This is a genomic window from Haloarcula argentinensis DSM 12282 (assembly GCA_000336895.1).
Classification (GTDB): Archaea; Halobacteriota; Halobacteria; order Halobacteriales; family Haloarculaceae; genus Haloarcula; species Haloarcula argentinensis.
The window spans coordinates 444881-459386 of record AOLX01000017.1; the positions used below are offsets into that span (position 1 = coordinate 444881).

The 14506-nt window shown below is 65.6% G+C and carries 15 protein-coding genes; 4 read left to right on the forward strand and 11 right to left on the reverse strand.

The genetic code is table 11. From position 1 onward, the window contains the following. Nucleotides 1–8: 8 nt before the first annotated feature. The 3 genes from C443_RS11200 (at nt 9) to C443_RS11210 (ending at nt 3147) form a co-directional block, all read left to right on the forward strand. The gene (locus tag C443_RS11200; RefSeq protein ID WP_005536400.1) at nt 9–2165 is read left to right on the forward strand and encodes a VWA domain-containing protein; all 2157 of its coding nucleotides are present in this window, start codon (nt 9–11) and stop codon (nt 2163–2165) included. A 65-nt stretch (nt 2166–2230) separates the two neighbouring features. Further along, nucleotides 2231–2437 carry a CbtB domain-containing protein gene (locus C443_RS11205; RefSeq protein WP_005536410.1) on the forward strand — a complete coding sequence of 69 codons (207 nt, stop codon included), beginning with the start codon at nt 2231–2233 and terminating at the stop codon, nt 2435–2437. Further along, nucleotides 2437–3147, forward strand: coding sequence for a CbtA family protein (locus C443_RS11210; RefSeq protein ID WP_005536411.1), 711 nt, complete (start codon nt 2437–2439; stop codon nt 3145–3147). Before C443_RS11205 ends, C443_RS11210 begins: the two co-directional genes overlap by 1 nt. Nucleotides 3148–3159: 12 nt before the next feature. On the opposite strand, the gene C443_RS11215 is transcribed toward C443_RS11210, so the two are convergent. The 8 genes from C443_RS11215 to C443_RS11250 form a co-directional block, all read right to left on the reverse strand. Further along, nucleotides 3160–3846 carry an Rnase Y domain-containing protein gene (locus C443_RS11215; protein WP_005536412.1) on the reverse strand — a complete coding sequence of 229 codons (687 nt, stop codon included), beginning with the start codon at nt 3844–3846 and terminating at the stop codon, nt 3160–3162. Nucleotides 3847–3995: 149 nt separating this feature from the next. After that, entirely contained in the window at nt 3996–5267 is a 1272-nt protein-coding gene (locus C443_RS11220; protein ID WP_005536413.1) for an outer membrane protein assembly factor BamB family protein, read from the reverse strand. Next, nucleotides 5260–5631 carry a DUF3209 family protein gene (locus tag C443_RS11225; RefSeq protein ID WP_005536414.1) on the reverse strand — a complete coding sequence of 124 codons (372 nt, stop codon included), beginning with the start codon at nt 5629–5631 and terminating at the stop codon, nt 5260–5262. Before C443_RS11225 ends, C443_RS11220 begins: the two co-directional genes overlap by 8 nt. Before the next feature lie 24 nt (nt 5632–5655). Then, nucleotides 5656–6879, reverse strand: coding sequence for a CbiX/SirB N-terminal domain-containing protein (locus C443_RS11230; protein ID WP_005536415.1), 1224 nt, complete (start codon nt 6877–6879; stop codon nt 5656–5658). Further along, nucleotides 6876–7535 carry a hypothetical protein gene (locus C443_RS11235; protein WP_005536416.1) on the reverse strand — a complete coding sequence of 220 codons (660 nt, stop codon included), beginning with the start codon at nt 7533–7535 and terminating at the stop codon, nt 6876–6878. The genes C443_RS11230 and C443_RS11235 overlap by 4 nt, the downstream gene beginning before the upstream one ends. Further along, nucleotides 7532–7804: a ferredoxin gene (locus C443_RS11240; RefSeq protein WP_005536419.1), complete on the reverse strand. Its 273-nt coding sequence runs from the start codon at nt 7802–7804 to the stop codon at nt 7532–7534. The genes C443_RS11235 and C443_RS11240 overlap by 4 nt, the downstream gene beginning before the upstream one ends. Then, nucleotides 7804–8895, reverse strand: coding sequence for a precorrin-3B C(17)-methyltransferase (cobJ, locus tag C443_RS11245; protein ID WP_005536420.1), 1092 nt, complete (start codon nt 8893–8895; stop codon nt 7804–7806). The genes C443_RS11240 and cobJ overlap by 1 nt, the downstream gene beginning before the upstream one ends. A 2-nt stretch (nt 8896–8897) precedes the next feature. Next, nucleotides 8898–9824, reverse strand: coding sequence for a precorrin-3B C(17)-methyltransferase (locus C443_RS11250; RefSeq protein WP_005536421.1), 927 nt, complete (start codon nt 9822–9824; stop codon nt 8898–8900). A gap of 341 nt (nt 9825–10165) precedes the next feature. Here C443_RS11250 and C443_RS11255 point away from each other — a divergent pair, with 341 nt between their 5' ends. Further along, nucleotides 10166–11098, forward strand: coding sequence for a phosphotransferase (locus C443_RS11255; RefSeq protein WP_005536422.1), 933 nt, complete (start codon nt 10166–10168; stop codon nt 11096–11098). A 214-nt stretch (nt 11099–11312) separates the two neighbouring features. Here the strand turns inward: C443_RS11255 and C443_RS11260 are convergent, their stop codons facing one another. From C443_RS11260 to C443_RS11270, 3 genes are all read right to left on the reverse strand, one after another. Continuing rightward, on the reverse strand, nt 11313–12077 hold the full coding sequence (locus tag C443_RS11260; protein ID WP_005536426.1) for an SDR family oxidoreductase: 765 nt from the start codon (nt 12075–12077) through the stop codon (nt 11313–11315). A gap of 156 nt (nt 12078–12233) precedes the next feature. Beyond that, on the reverse strand, nt 12234–13205 hold the full coding sequence (gene cbiG, locus C443_RS11265) for a cobalt-precorrin 5A hydrolase (RefSeq protein ID WP_005536428.1): 972 nt from the start codon (nt 13203–13205) through the stop codon (nt 12234–12236). 375 nt (nt 13206–13580) lie between these two features. After that, nucleotides 13581–14459, reverse strand: coding sequence for a cobalt-precorrin-4/precorrin-4 C(11)-methyltransferase (locus C443_RS11270; protein WP_005536431.1), 879 nt, complete (start codon nt 14457–14459; stop codon nt 13581–13583). Nucleotides 14460–14506: the final 47 nt, after the last annotated feature.

Consider the following 14506-nt stretch of genomic DNA (forward strand, 5'->3'; position numbering starts at 1 on the left):
ATACAAGTATGGTTGTATTCGGCGCGGGCAAAAAAGCTTCGCAGGGACCGACATTCGCGGCCGTCGTCGGCCAGCGCGACCTCAAGGACGGCCTGCTGGCGGTCGCGACGGACGACGACCTCGACGGCCTGCTGGTCCGCGGCGAGAAGGGGACGGCGAAGTCGACAGCGGTACGCGCGCTCGCAGACCTGCTGCCCGAGCAACGCGCGGTCGCGGACTGCCCATATGGCTGTCCACCGAACCGTCCCGACGAGCAATGCGAAGACTGTCGAGCGCGTGCGGACCCGCCTGTCGAAACGCGGTCGGTTCCGCTGGTGACGCTCCCGCTCGGCGCGACGCGGGATCGGGTCGTCGGAACGCTGTCGGTGGCCGACGCGCTCGACGGCGACCACGAGTTCGATCCCGGCCTGCTTGCCCGTGCAAACCGCGGTATCCTCTACGTGGACGAGGTGAATCTGCTGGACGACCACCTCGTAGACGTGTTGCTCGACGCGGCCGCCAGCGGCCAGAACCGTGTCGAGCGCGACGGCGTCACTGTCACCCACCCCGCCGAGTTCACGCTCGTCGGGACAATGAACCCTGAAGAAGGTGATCTGCGCCCGCAGTTGCGTGACCGCTTCGCCCTCCAGACCGAGGTCAGCGCCTGCGAAGACATAGACGACCGCGTCGCCATCATCGACCAGGCACTCGGAGAAAGCGGCGACGAGAAGAGACAGTCCGAACCCGACCGCAGCCCGGGCGAGCGACTGCGAACCGCGCGCGACCTGCTTCCGAAAGTCGACCTCGCCCGCGAGTTCCGCGAGCAGATCGCCGAACTCTGCCGAGACGCCGGCCTCGACGGCCACCGCGGCGACATCGCCACAGCGCGGGCAGCCCGAACCTTCGCCGCACTCGACGGACGGACGACGGTCCTCGAATCGGACATCGGGCGGGCCGCCGAGTTCGCGCTCCCCCACCGACTCACCTCTCGGCCCTTCGAAGACGCGCCGGACGTGGACGACGTGCTCGACGACCACTTCGAGGACGAGCAGGGCGACTCCGAGGAGGAGTCCGCCGAAGACGGGGAGCGCGATGACGAGGAAAGCGACGCAGACGGCGGCGAGGAAGAAGCAGCCGGTGGCGACTCGGAAGATAGCGAAAGTGACGGAGAGGCAAGCGATGGCAACGAACAGCAGGAACAGCGACCGGACGACAGCGGAGAATCCGGCGAGGACGGCGACGGCGAGTCAGACGAGCGCGGCGAGCAGCCAACGCCCGCTTCGGCCGACAGCGACGGCGAGCGGCAGGAGGCCGAGGGTGGCGACGGCGAAGGAGCGGCCGGAGACGACAGTTGGGAGGGGGAGGCCAACCAGTCCGACGACCCGGAAAACGCCACCCCGCTGCTGCCGGGCCAGTCCCGCGCCGCAGTCGGCGACAGCGGTGCGCCCGACGTGGACGCACCATCGGTCGACACAGACGGTGGGAGCGCAAGCGGGCGCGCGAGCGCGACGGGGACGAAACGCGGCGCAACGGTCCGTACCGAGCGCGCCGGCCGCGACGACGAGGTCGACGCCGCGGCGTCGGTCCGGGCGGCGGCCAGTCGCGGGAGCGGCCGTGTCGAGTCACGGGACCTTCGGAAGTCCGTTCGTGCAGGCGACGCCGAGACACTGGTCGTGTTCGCCGTCGACGCGAGCGCGTCGATGCGTCCGGCGATGAAAGCCGCGAAAGGGACTGTCCTAGAACTGTTGAAGGACGCCTATCAGGCCCGCGATCAGGTCGCCTTCGTCACCTTCGCTGGCGAGGGCGCGGACGTGGTGCTCCCGCCCACCGACAGTGTCTCGCTGGCGGCCCGGCACCTGAAGGACCTCCCGACCGGCGACCGGACGCCGCTGCCGGATGGACTGACAGCCGCGCGCGAGGTGCTCGACCGGGCGGACCCGGACGCCGGCGTTGTCGTTCTCGTGACTGACGGCCGGGCGAACACCGCCAACGGGAGTCCGGTCGCGGCGACCAGAACCGCGGCGCAGACGCTCGGCGAATCGGCTGACCGAACTGTTGTCGTGAATGCTGGAGAGGCAGGCCGCGCCGGACTACTCGACCTCGTTGCAGACGAAACAGATGCGTCGGTCGTCCCGCTGGACGCGCTGACCGCCGAGCGCGTCGATGCCGTCGCCAGCGAACGATAACCCCCGAAGCCGTGTCAGGCGGAAGTTTTACAATCTTACTTGTTCCTAATACAAACGAGATTTCAATGCAGAAGGACACTGACACCAAACACGCTGCGGATAGCGTGTACGACCGTATCGAACGCGCAAAGGCGTCACTGACTGGCCCACAGATCGCCATCGCCGTCGCGCTGGTGGCGGCGCTCGGCTTCACGCTGCTGTTCGTGCAAGACCCAATGTTGCACGACTCACTGCACAACTTCCGACACAGCGCCGGCATCACCTGCCACTGATGGCGACTGACTACCTCGAACGCGGCGCGATGGCCGGCGTGGCCGGCGGGCTGGTCTACGGCCTGTTCGTCGCGACGGTCGGGAACGCCTTCACCGCGGGGCTGGAGACGTTCGAACACAGCCACGGCGGGGGCGGCCCCGTCGTCTCCGAGCTCACGACGACCGTCGCGAGCATCGGCGGTGGCGTCCTCTGGGGTCTGCTGTTCGGCGTCGCGGCCTTCGGAATGGTGTACTTCTTCCTCGAACCCGCGATCCCCGGTTCGGGGGCGACGAAGCGACTGGCGCTTGCGGGAGCCGGCTTTCTCACCGTCTCCGGCGCGCCGTGGCTCGTCTTGCCGCCACAGCCACCGGGCGTCGAGCAGGCGCTCGGAACGGAGACGCGCCTCGCCTGGTACGCCGGCCTGATGGCGCTGGGTGCGCTGGTCGCAGTGCTCGCCGGGCTTGCCTATCAACGGACAGACCACCACCACACCGCCGTTCGACTCGGGGCCATGGCGCTGCCGCTCGCACTGCTTGCGGTTCCGGTCATGTTCGCGCCAGCGAATCCGGTCCACGGCGACGTCCCCGCCGCGCTCGTCGCGGCCTACCGCTGGACGGTCGTGTTCGGCCAGCTGGTGCTGTGGGCCACAATCGCAGGGGTTCATGCCTGGCTCGGGGACAGCGATACTCCGGCCACAGACGATCTGGACTATCCCGCGACAGCGGACTGACGACGGCGAGACTCAGATTTTTCCGGCGACCGTTCCGAGATTCAGCGCCAGCCCGACGATACCGACAACAGCGGCGAGAACGAGGTTCGCTGTCGTCCCGCCGACGCTGAACGGGGCCGTGCCGGCCGATGCCAGCGCGCCGAACCCGATGCCGGCGACGACGAGCGCCACGCCGGCCAGCCCGACGAGCATCGTGCCAGTCGGGCCGAACTGACCGGTCGACCGGTTCGCCTCGTACCGGTCCAGCGCGTCGTGCATCGTCTCTGTGACCGACTCCTCTACGTCCGCCATCTGCCCCGAGAGGTAGGTGTTCAGCGTCTCCTCATGCTCGTCGAGTTCCGCGGCGCGTTCGGACAGCCGGGCGTCGTACTCCGTCAGTTCAGCCTCGCGCTCGTCGAGGTCGGTCTCGCGGTCGTCAAGCGCGGCTTCACGTTCATCGAGCTGGTACTCCCGCTCGTCGAGTTCAGTCTCTCGCCGGTCAAGCTCTTCCTCGCGGGCGTCGATCTTCTCCTCGCGCCGGTCGAGTTCCGCGCTCCGCTGGTCGAGGCCCATCTCCCGCTCGTTGAGCCGGCGTTGCATCTGCGCGAACTCCCGCTCACGATCGGTGGGGTGGTCATCGACAGCGGCGCTGTCGTCGTCGGCATCGGAGTCCGCGTCCGCCGGTGCCTCCTCGTGGTCGGCGTCTGTGTCATTGGCCATATTGGGCTCCCGTACCGAGGCGCTACGGCCAGCGAACGGTTAGTTTGACACCACATAACACAGTAACCGGAGCCAAACCGGGGGCATCGCATCCGTGCAAAAGATCGTCAGTACGGTTCGCTACCGGTTCAGGTCACTACATCGCCGCGTCAGGGACGCGAGCGGGCCGTCTCGCTCTCCAGCCCAACCCGATGCAACCGGTACGCGCCGCGCTCGCGGCCCTCGTCGTGGTAGACGACCGGTTCCTCGACAGCAACAGCGGTTCCATCATCGACTGCGGCCGCCGTCACGACGCCGTCGGTGTCCAGCGTATCGATAGGGCCATCGACGACATCGAACAGTCGAAGCGCGTGGTCGTCGGCGTCACGGTCCCGGAAGTTCTGCGCGCCGGGAACAGCCAGCAGTGAGCCGTCAGTCCCCAGCCCGCTGGCGAACCCACCAACAGGCGCGTCCCAACGGCGGTCGCTATCGAGCGAGACACCAACGGCGGTGTGCTCGTTCGGGTGGCGGGCGTCCGTCTCGCGACCGTTCTCCGGATAGGTGTTACCGGTGACGAACACCGCGCCCCCGTCCGTCGCGTGGACATGGTTCGGGTACGCGTAGACGGTGTGGCCAGCCACGTCGGTCGGCGTCGCCAGCGGGACGCGCCAGCGCTCTCGGCCGCCGCTGTCGAGCCGATACCCACAGTAGTCTCCGTGGCTGGAGACGACAGCGCCGTCGGCCAGCAGCGCAACGTCGCCGACGCGGCGCTGGCCGTCGGTGCCTGGGTCCCACATCCAGTTCGGGTCGCCGTCGTCGGCGTCGAGGACGACGAGGCCGTGCTGGTGATCGCCGGGACATCGGTTGTACGCGACGGCGACGCGGTTTCCGTCGGCGTCGACCGAGATGGGTGAGCCGTCGGTCTGGTAGGTCCAGCTGACGGTCCCGTCGGGTTCGAAGGCGTAGACGACGCTCTCGAAGTGGCGGAGGTCGTTCCCGTCGTCGTCGGTCCGGCGTTCGTATCGCCGGGCAGCGGCGTAGCAACGGTCACCGTCGGTGGCGAGGCTGGCGACGAAAGGTAACAAGAAGCGCGTCTCCTGCTGGGCCTCGCCGAGGTCCCCGCGGGTTTCGTACCCCCATCGCAGGTCGCCGCCGACATCGTGACAGCGGATCTCGCCGCGGACGCTGCGTTCGCCAGTGACGACACCGCCGTCGAAGGGCTCCGCCGCGACGACGCTCGGTTCGCCATCCGTGTCGTACTGCCAACGCCGGTGTGGCGGGCTGGAGTCTGCCGACACGTCGAACGCCTGCAGGTCCCCGTCGGCGGTGCCGACGACTGCGAGGCCATTGGTTATCGTGACCGCCGAGCGGCGGCCCTGATGGCGCGAGCGGGCCGGCGCTACGTCCCCGAGGTCGGCGGTCGGAGCGCGCTGGCTACTCATCGACCGGGAAGGCCTCGTGAAGCACGTCGTGGGCCTCTCCGAGCCCGGCGAGGACATCCTCGCCCTGCATGGTGATGCGCGACACCGCCCGCTCGGCGTCTCGGACGGCGACGAGTCGACCACGGAGGTAGTCGTACTCGGGGTCGTCTTCAGGGGTTGCGGCGATCTCCTCTTCGAGATCCACGAGCGCGGCGTCGAGGTGGCGCTCGATGGCGGCGAGGGTTTCCGCGCCGGCGAGGGCCTCTATCGGGCCGGTCATGTGGCCCTCCAGCTCCTGTTCCGCGTGCTGGCGCGCATGGTCATCTTCGGTACCGAGAACGTTCATGAGGCCCAGTCGGAGGGCCTCGATTTCATAGCAGCTCATGTGTGTCTTGGATCGGGTGTGTGTTCACAGCGTCTGATCGACGAGTTCGCTCACGATGCGGTCGCGGTCCAGATGCGAGGAGACAATCTCGGCGGCGTCCTCGTCCTCGACGCCGCCGTACCAGACGCCATCGGGGTAGACGGCGACCATCGGCCCCTCGCCGCAGCGGCCGAGACACGACGACCGCGTGATGCGGGCGTCGCACTGGTCGCTGTCGCGGGCGGCCTGCCGGAGCCGTTCGAGGACCGCCGGCGCGCCGTCCTGTGCGCAGGTCTGGTTCGTACAGACGGCGACGTGTTTCTCTGGGGCGTCGTGGACGTGCGGGTCATCGTCGACGTTCTCGCGGTCGGCGTGTTCGGCCTGGTGGGTCAGCGCCCGGAGCATCGCGCGAGCGCCACCCTGGTCCTCTTCGTAGCCGTCGAGTTCCACCTTGTACTTGCAGGTGTCACAGGACATCTCGACGCTCCCGGTCCGGGCTTCCTGCCAGCGGTCGCCCAGCACGTCCAGCAGGCGCGTGTCGGTTCCGAGCGGTTCGCCCGGTGCGGCGTCGACGTAGGGGTACTCCTCGTCGAACTCGCGTGCGCCGTCCTTGATGCGGCCGGTCAGCACGCCGTCCCCGAGCATATACGGGATGACGACGACGGCATCGGGTCGCGTCTTGGCGATGTCGTGCAGAGTGTCATCGAGCAATGGCTCGGTGACGCCGATGAACGACGCCTCGACCCGCGAGAACTCGCGTCCCTCGTACAGCAGTCGAGCAAGCTTGTGTACGTCGGCGTTGGCGTCCGGGTCGCTGGAGCCACGGGCACAGACGACAGCGGCTACTTCGTCTTCCTCCCGGTCGACGCCGAGTTCGGCCTCGACGGCCGCCGCGCGGTCGTCAAGCAGGTCCAGCAAGGCTGGGTGGACACCGAGATGTGCGCCGTTGTTGATGGTCAGTTCAGGGTGGGCCTCGCGGGCCTGCTCAACAGCCAGCGGCACGTCGTTTTTGACGTGGCTGGCGGCAAACAGCGAGAGGTGGACCACCGACACCTGCGAGACGGCTCTGGCCAGCCCCGAGATGGCCTCGTCGATGGCCGGTTCGGCCAGTTCGAGAAAGGCCGCGTCGACCGGGATTCCGAGTCGGCCCTCCAGTTCCACCGCAAGGTCGCGGACCTGTTCGTTTGACTTCTCGCGCCGGGAGCCGTGGCCGACCAGCAGCACCGCCTCGTCGTCCAGCGTATCGGGCGCAGTGATAGCCTCGCTCATCGGACTCGTTCGATGCTTTTCCGGAGCTTGCGCCGACGGCTCGGCGCGAACAGCCCCGTCTCTTCGCTGCCCTCGTACAGCCAGTCACCGAGGACAGGTGCCGCGTCGTCGTCCACGCCGAACCAGTAGCCCGACGACGTCTCCGAAAGGTCGCCGTAGGGCGCATCGACCGGGCAGCGGTCGAGCAGCGTCTGAATCGTCCGGAGAAGTCGTTCGTCCTCGTGGACGAAGGAGATGCCGACCGCCTCGTCGTCGGACTTGAAACACACCGTGCCACAGCCTTCGAGCAGGCCCCGGAGGAGCTGACGATCGTAGTCAGCCAGCGCGTCGAAGCGGTAGCCGCCCGACTCGCCGTCGAACGGCAGTCCGAGCGCGGCGCTCGCGCGGTCAGCGAGGCCGCCGACGACCTGCACCGTGAACTCCTCCTCCTGGCGGGTAATCGAGGTGTCGTGGGCATACGCCCGCTCGACGATGCGGCGGTCGGCCCGGTCCGCCCCGGCGATGGAGGCGAGCCGTCGGGCGGCCGTCTCGTCGTTCGTCCGGACGGTGATACAGCTGTCCTCGCACTCGCCGTCGCCGGTGACCCGGCCCCAGAAGTACGCCGTTTCGGGGTGGGCTGCGAGCATGTCGTTTGGCGCACCCGTTTCGACGCTCATGGCTGGACCTCCTCGGTGTCACTCGTCGGTGCGTCGACGGCCCCTGCGTCTTCCTCGACAGACTCCACGTGAATCGCGTCCAGCGGACAGGCCGCAGCGGCCTGCTCGGCGTCGTCCCGCCGGTCGTCGTCGAAGGTGGCTTCGATCGCCGTCTGGTCGTCCGTCTCAATGGCCGCAAGTCCCTCGCTGTCCTCAACGAAGCGATCGTCACGGACGAGACAGGCGAAGACCCCGTCGCAGGCGTCGCGGTCGATAGTGATGCGGTACATTAGTAGTCGTACTTGGTCTCGTAGCCCCGCGGGGTCACCATCCGGTCGTCCCAAACGTAGGTGTCCTCGTTGCCCACGAGCAGGGTGGTGGTCATGTCGACGAGGTCGGATTCGCCGAGTTCAGGCAGTTCGCCGAGTTCGACGATTTCGACCTGTTCGTCCTCGCGGCCGGCTGCGTGGACGACGCCGACGGGCGTCTCGGGGTCGCGGTGTTCCAGCAAGATTTCACAGCACTTCTCGTAGTTGTCTCGGCGCTTGCGGCTCCACGGGTTGTAGATGGTGATGGTAAAGCCCTCCTTGGCGGCGGCGTGGAGTCGCGACTCGATAGTCGGCATGTCGGTGAGGTGGTCCGACAGCGAGATGGAGACGGTATCGTTGACCAGCGGCGCGCCGACGCGGGCGGCACAGGACTGGGCGGCCGGGACGCCCGGAACGACATCGAAGTCAAGCATCGTCGCCGTCGCGCCCTTGGACTCGATGATCTCCAGTGCGAGGCCGGCCAGCGCGTACACGTTCGGGTCGCCGCTGCCGATGATGGCAACGTCGTTGCCCGCCAGCGCGCGATCGATTGCCTCCTCCGTTCGGGACACCTCGCCGCACATCGGCGTGTCGTAGATGTCGTCGGCTCCGTCGGTGATCTCGTCGGGCAGCAGGTCGACGTAGGTCGTGTAGCCGACGATGTGTTCGGCGTCCAAGAGGGCGGAGCGGGCGCGGGCGGTCATTCCCTCCGGCTGTCCGGGACCGAGGCCGACGGCGATGAGCTGGCCCGGTTCGGCGTCGAAGTCGTCGACGGTCGAGCCGACCTCCTCCTCTTCGTCCGAAGAATCAGACGATGAGGACGCCCCGCAGGAACTACTGCTGGACGAGGACGAAGACGACGATGACGACGAGGCCCCACACTTGGAGGCGCTGTCGTCGCTCGTGTCCGGTGTCGTTTCTGTGGACGAGCTTGCTTTGCTCGCGCCGCACTTGGAGGCGGTATCGGTCTCTGTCTCCGCCTTGCTCTCTGTCTCCGAGGCGCTCTGCGCCTCGCTTGCGCCGCACTTCGATTCTGTCTCGGTACTTGCGTCGGTGGTGTTGTCAGTGCTCATTGTCAGAAATCGTCGACGTCACGCCCGCCGCGCGGGGTGACGAGGAACTCCTGGTAATCGTTGCGCCAGACTTCGGTCTCGTGGGTGCCGACGACGATGGACGAGCCCATGCCGCCGACCTTGTCATCGTGCTCGGGCAGTTCGCCGAGCGTGGTGATGGTCTCTGTCTCGTCGTCGAGATTGCGCCCGGCCTCGCCGCGGCCGGAGTCGTTAACGATAGCGGCGGGCACGTCATCGGCCCGTTCCTCGCGGAGAACATCGACGGCCCGCTCGTAGTCGCGCCAACAGTTGTAGAGGACGACGACGAAGCCGCTGATTGCGGCCGCGCGGAGCTTCTCCTCGATTTCGTCCCAGCCGCGCCACTTGTCCGACAGCGAAATCGTACAGAAATCGTTCGATAGCGGCGCGCCGAGGTTCGCCGCGCCCGACAGCGCCGCGGTTACGCCGGGGACGATTTCGATGGGGACATCGTCGGCGTCGTCGGCGTCGGCCATCGTAAACAGCAAGTCGGACTTCCCGTAGACGTTCGGGTCGCCGCCGGAGACGTGGGCGATGTCCTCGCCGGCGCGGACCCGCTCGAATGCCTCGCGGGCGAGTTCGACCTGTTTGCCCATCGACGACCGGATGAGCGTCTGCCGGCTGCCGTCGGGTCGCTCCAGCACGGCTCCCTCTTCGCCGGCGATTTCGCCGTCGTCGGTTTCGCCGTCGAGTTCGGCCGACTGGGGCGGGAGCGTGCCGTCCTTCCGGAGGAACTCCTGATAGAGGTTCGAGGCGATGATACAGTCAGCGGTCTGGATGACGTCTTTCGCCCGCTGGGTCATGTCGTGGGGGAGGCCCGGTCCGATACCGACCACATATAGCGTCCCGTAGTCGGCTGGACGCGTCGCCTCGGCCGCGGCCGCTGTCGACTGGCGTCCGTCGCTGCTCATCCTCGGTCTCCGAGAGCCGCCGTTCGAATCTCGATACTGTGGCGCATGGTGAGTACAACGCCGCTTTCGCATAAAACAATTGTGCTTGTACTAGTGCAAGCGAAGGCGCAGAATGGTAGCAGCAGGGAACTGCGTCCGCTCCAACGTTCGGACCAAGCTGCTACCAGTCCTGTTCCAACGAAATTGTCAAAGGGGCCCAAACTGGTACGGGCTTACTGGACGCCCCTATCAAGGTTCGAATGTTTTTAGTGTAATCTATACCACATTTTGAATGTACTTTTCTGGCCGGAGCTACAGCACTGTGCTTCCGGCCGGTCGCCGCCCGCCAGCGGCTTTCAACTATGAGAGAAGCAGTCAAACAAGCGATAGAAGAGCATAGCGTTGAGAGTCGAATTATCGGTGAACTACACAACGTCCCTCCCTACCGGGTGTACGAGATTCAGTTCGGTAGCCAACGCGCCGTCTTGAAAATTGATGACCACCGGCGGGGGCATGCAGCCGACGAAGGGCGAGTTCACGAGTATGTTGCTACAGGAACCACTGCCAGAGTGCCCGACGTACTCGCTGTTGGGACCGACCACTATATTACGACATGGGACGGCGAGATTGCGGAGGCGTCACCACAGGTCGATAGAACGTGGGCCCGCGCTGCAGGCGTCTGGATGGGCACGCTCCATGCTGATACCAGAGGAGCATTCGACGGGTTCGGAAAGCCCCGAAGTCAAGACGGGACCCTCGAACTCACGAGCCACAAGCGCTGGGTCGACGGCGTAATCGAGCGTGTGGGATACCACCGGTCGCTTCTCGCAGGGTATGGGTACACCGGTATCACAGACACGGTCGAGGTCTTCTTCCAAGACAATCCAGCCGTATTCGATGGGGTTGGTGAGCCGGTTCTCTGCCACGGTGATGTGCACCCCGAACACCACGTTCAGACCAGTCGCGGGGGCATTACCGCGATTGATTTCGAACACGCACTCGTTGCTCCAGCGGAATACGACTACTGGCGGACCGTGATGCCGTATTTCGAAGCCAATCATGGTGTCGGTGAAGCCGTACCACGGGCATTCCAAGCTGGATACGAATCTGTCAAGCCACTTCCCGATGATTTCGAAGAGCGACGGCCGCTTTACCAACTCATGAATGATATTGCGTTCTTAGAATCACTCTATCTCCAGCAACGAGTCGATCCAGAAAAGCGCGAACAGGTGGGCGAACGGATACGAGAGCACGCGGTAGAGACGCTTAGCGAGGTGGAAAGAATAGTCGAATAGGTAGTTTCGATGGCTTCGCCGTCTCTGACCCGAACCCCACCGTTCCGCAAGCTTCTGGATGGCCTGGGCAACAAAGGCTCCAGACCGTCGGCTCAGCGAGTTAGGCAGACGCGCAGAGAGACCATATGAGCTAATAGTTTCTCTTTATACGCGGTAGTTAGCCTACTCGGCCGCGTAATCACGTAGCTGAAGTCGTCTGTACCTGCTCCGCTGGTCAGGTGTTCGTCAGCCCGCCGTCGACGACGACGCTCTCACCGTTGACGTAGGAGGCCATATCGCTGGCGAGGAACGTCGCCACGTCGGCGATCTCCTCGGGTTCGCCGAAGCGGCCCGAGGGGATGAGTTCCTTTAGCATCATCTTCTTCGTGTCGTCGATGCGCTCGTCCTCGAACATCTGGGTCTTGCTGTAGCCCGGATGGATAGCGTTGACCCGGATGTCGTAGTTGCTCAGGCGGTCCGCGAGCGCATAGGTGAACAGTCGAACTGCGCCTTTCGAGGTGCAGTAGTTGACCAGCAGGCCGGTCCCGCGGATGCCACCGGAACTGGACATATTGATGACGGTGCCGCCGCCGTTCTCCCGCATCGCCTCGGTCGCGGCCTGCGCGCCGAAGAACACGCCCTTGGTGTTCACGTCCATCAGCCGGTCGTAGTCCTCCTCCGTGGTCTCGTAAAAATCCGCTATCTCCGAAATGCCGGCGTTGTTGACCATGATGTCGATACCGCCCAGTTCCTCAGCCGCGGCGACGGCCACCTCCAGATCGTCGGGGTTGGTCACGTCACATTCGACGAAATGTGCCGTCCGGTCGGTCTCAGCTTCGACCAGTTCGTGGGTCGGTTCGCCGCCCTCGCGGGGGTCTTCCTGTCGATCCGCAACGATAACATCTGCGCCGTGCTCCGCGTACCGTCGGCAGATGGCCCGGCCGAACCCGCTTGCGCCGCCCGTAACGACCGCCACCTTGTCTTCGAGTAGTGTTGTCATGCGCCATTTGTCATCACAGGCGCACATAATAAATAAGTTTAGAGTTGTACTGTGACAGGAACTCGGGACAGCTGTGGACTCGCCGCTAATGATAATTCAGTAGCTGCTCGGTGACAAAACCGGAGCTGAAAACGCAATGCCTGGGAAAGAGCGAGGTTAGTGCCCGATAGCGACGGTCACGGCCTCGTCGTAACGGGTCTTCTCGGCCAGCAGGTCGTGTTCGCTGCCGGCGGCGATAGCCGACGCTTCGGCGATGCCCGGCCACCCTATGAGTTCCTTCGACCGCGAGGGGGTCGGCCCCTCGAACCCCTCCAAAGTCTCCTTCTCGAAGGCGATGACGCCCAGTCCCCACTCCTCAGCAGCGGCGAGCATGCCTTCCTCGTCGGCTTTCCGGGTCCCCGTCGCGATGAACTCCACGTCGTCGCGATCGAGGTCGGCCTCGTCTAGCGCCTGCTCCCAGGCCGTGTGGAACTGCTCGACATCCGCTCCGGCAACGCTGCCACAGCCGAGCACGACGCCGTCGTCCTTGTTGCGTTTGAGTACCGTCACGTCGTCGTCGACCAGCACGGCCTTCGGCCCGTCGAGGCGCTCGATTGGGCCGAGTTCGTCGTCCAGCACGGCGAGGTTCGTCGCCACGGTCGAGTCGCCGTTGACGACGTGAGCATCCAGCGCTTTGGCCTGCTTCTCGACGCCCTGCTTGTCCGCGGCCTCGCTCGCGGTCGTCATCGCCGGCACCGCGCCCATGCTTGCGAGGTCGTCAGCGACCTGATTCGCGCCATGGTGGCCACCGGTGATCGGGATGGCCCACGTGAGTTCCTCGTCGACGACACAGATGGCTGGGTCGTCCCACTTGTCGTCGAGCAGATGGGCGGTCTTTCGCATCGCGATTCCGCTGGCCATCAGGCCGATGAAGCAGTCGTACTCGCCCCAGTACTCCTCGAACACGTCGCCGTGGTATTCGAGGATGTCAATGGACTCGTAGCGGTCGCCGATGCCGTCGACGATGTCCTCGGCCGTGTCCATCTTCCGCTCGAAGGCCACGATGGCGATGTCCTCGGCTACTTCGCCGTCCGAGTCGGGCGCTTTGCAACTGTTCGAACTGGATTCGTTGTCGGTGTCAGTACTCATGAGTTAGCTCCGGCCGGTGAAACTGAACTGCCCCATGCGACCGGCCAGGCAGCCGCGTGGGTGGTGTCTGTAAGTCGATGCTCGACCGCGAGACGACGCTTACCTGCTGTCGGCGCGCGCTGGCGCGCTCCGATGGCGCGCCAAATCTGTGCGAGGGATGAGCAGCACAGCGAGTGAAACGAGCGAGCAGCGCAGTCGGTTGGGGAGGCCTGTGGCTCGTGGTGGCGCGGTGCTGTCGGGTGGACTGAAAGGGGCCGGGCGCTCCGGGACGACGACCGACGCAAGCACGCGAACGAAGCGAGCGCGCACAGCGAGGTCCTCGACCGGAGCATCCGGGGGCTTTCGAGTTGTACTCGGCGAAATAGGCGATTCATCCTAGTCGTCGGCTTCCTGCGTCTCATCGGAACTTCCCCGGTTCGCCCAGTCGCCGTAGAGGAACGACCGCTCATAGTCCTCACCACCAACAGCATCCCCAATCACGACCATCGCGGAAGCGCGATAGCCCGCGTCCTCCAGTTTCTCGCCGATGGTCGCAATTGTTCCCTCGATGACGTCCTCGTCGGGCCAGGACGCGTGGTAGATAGCCGCCACCGGCGTCTCAGGGTCGTGGCCGTCTTCGAGCAGCCGATCCATCGTCTCGCTGACGGCGTGGGTGCCCAGATAGATACAGGTCGTCACGTCACCCATGCCGACGAACTCGGAGATGTGGTCCTCGTCCTCGTCGAGCGTCTTGCCCTGCGGGCGGGTAAAGGCGACGTGGTTGGCGACTTCGTTCAGCGTCAGCTGCGTTCGCATCGTCGCGCTGGCGGCGAACGCGGAGGTGACGCCGGGAACGATGTAGGTCGGGACGCCTTCGTGTTCGAGCGCGTCCATCTGCTCTAGGGCCGCGCCGTAGATGGCGGGGTCACCGCTGTGAAGCCGGACAACAGTGTCGCCGTCCTCATAGGCGTCCCGCATCAGCGGAATCAGCTCTTCGAGGTCCTTGCCGATGGAGGATACCGTTTCGGCGTCTTCGCAGTACTCCTCCAGGAGCTCGCTGTTGACGAGCGAGCCGGCGTGGACCACGAGGTCGGCGTCAGCCAGCAATTCCCGGCCAGCGACGGTCAGCAGCCGAGGGTTACCCGGGCCGGCCCCGACGAAGGGAATGCCCTCCTGCTCGTCGCCGGCACTGTACTCGTACACGCGGTCGTCTCGGTTCCCGGCGACAGAGTCGATGGCTGCCTGTGGGTCCGTCTCGCTCGGTTCCTCAGTCATGCTTCACCTCGTCGCCGCAGAGAACGGCTTCGGAGCGTTCCTGTCTC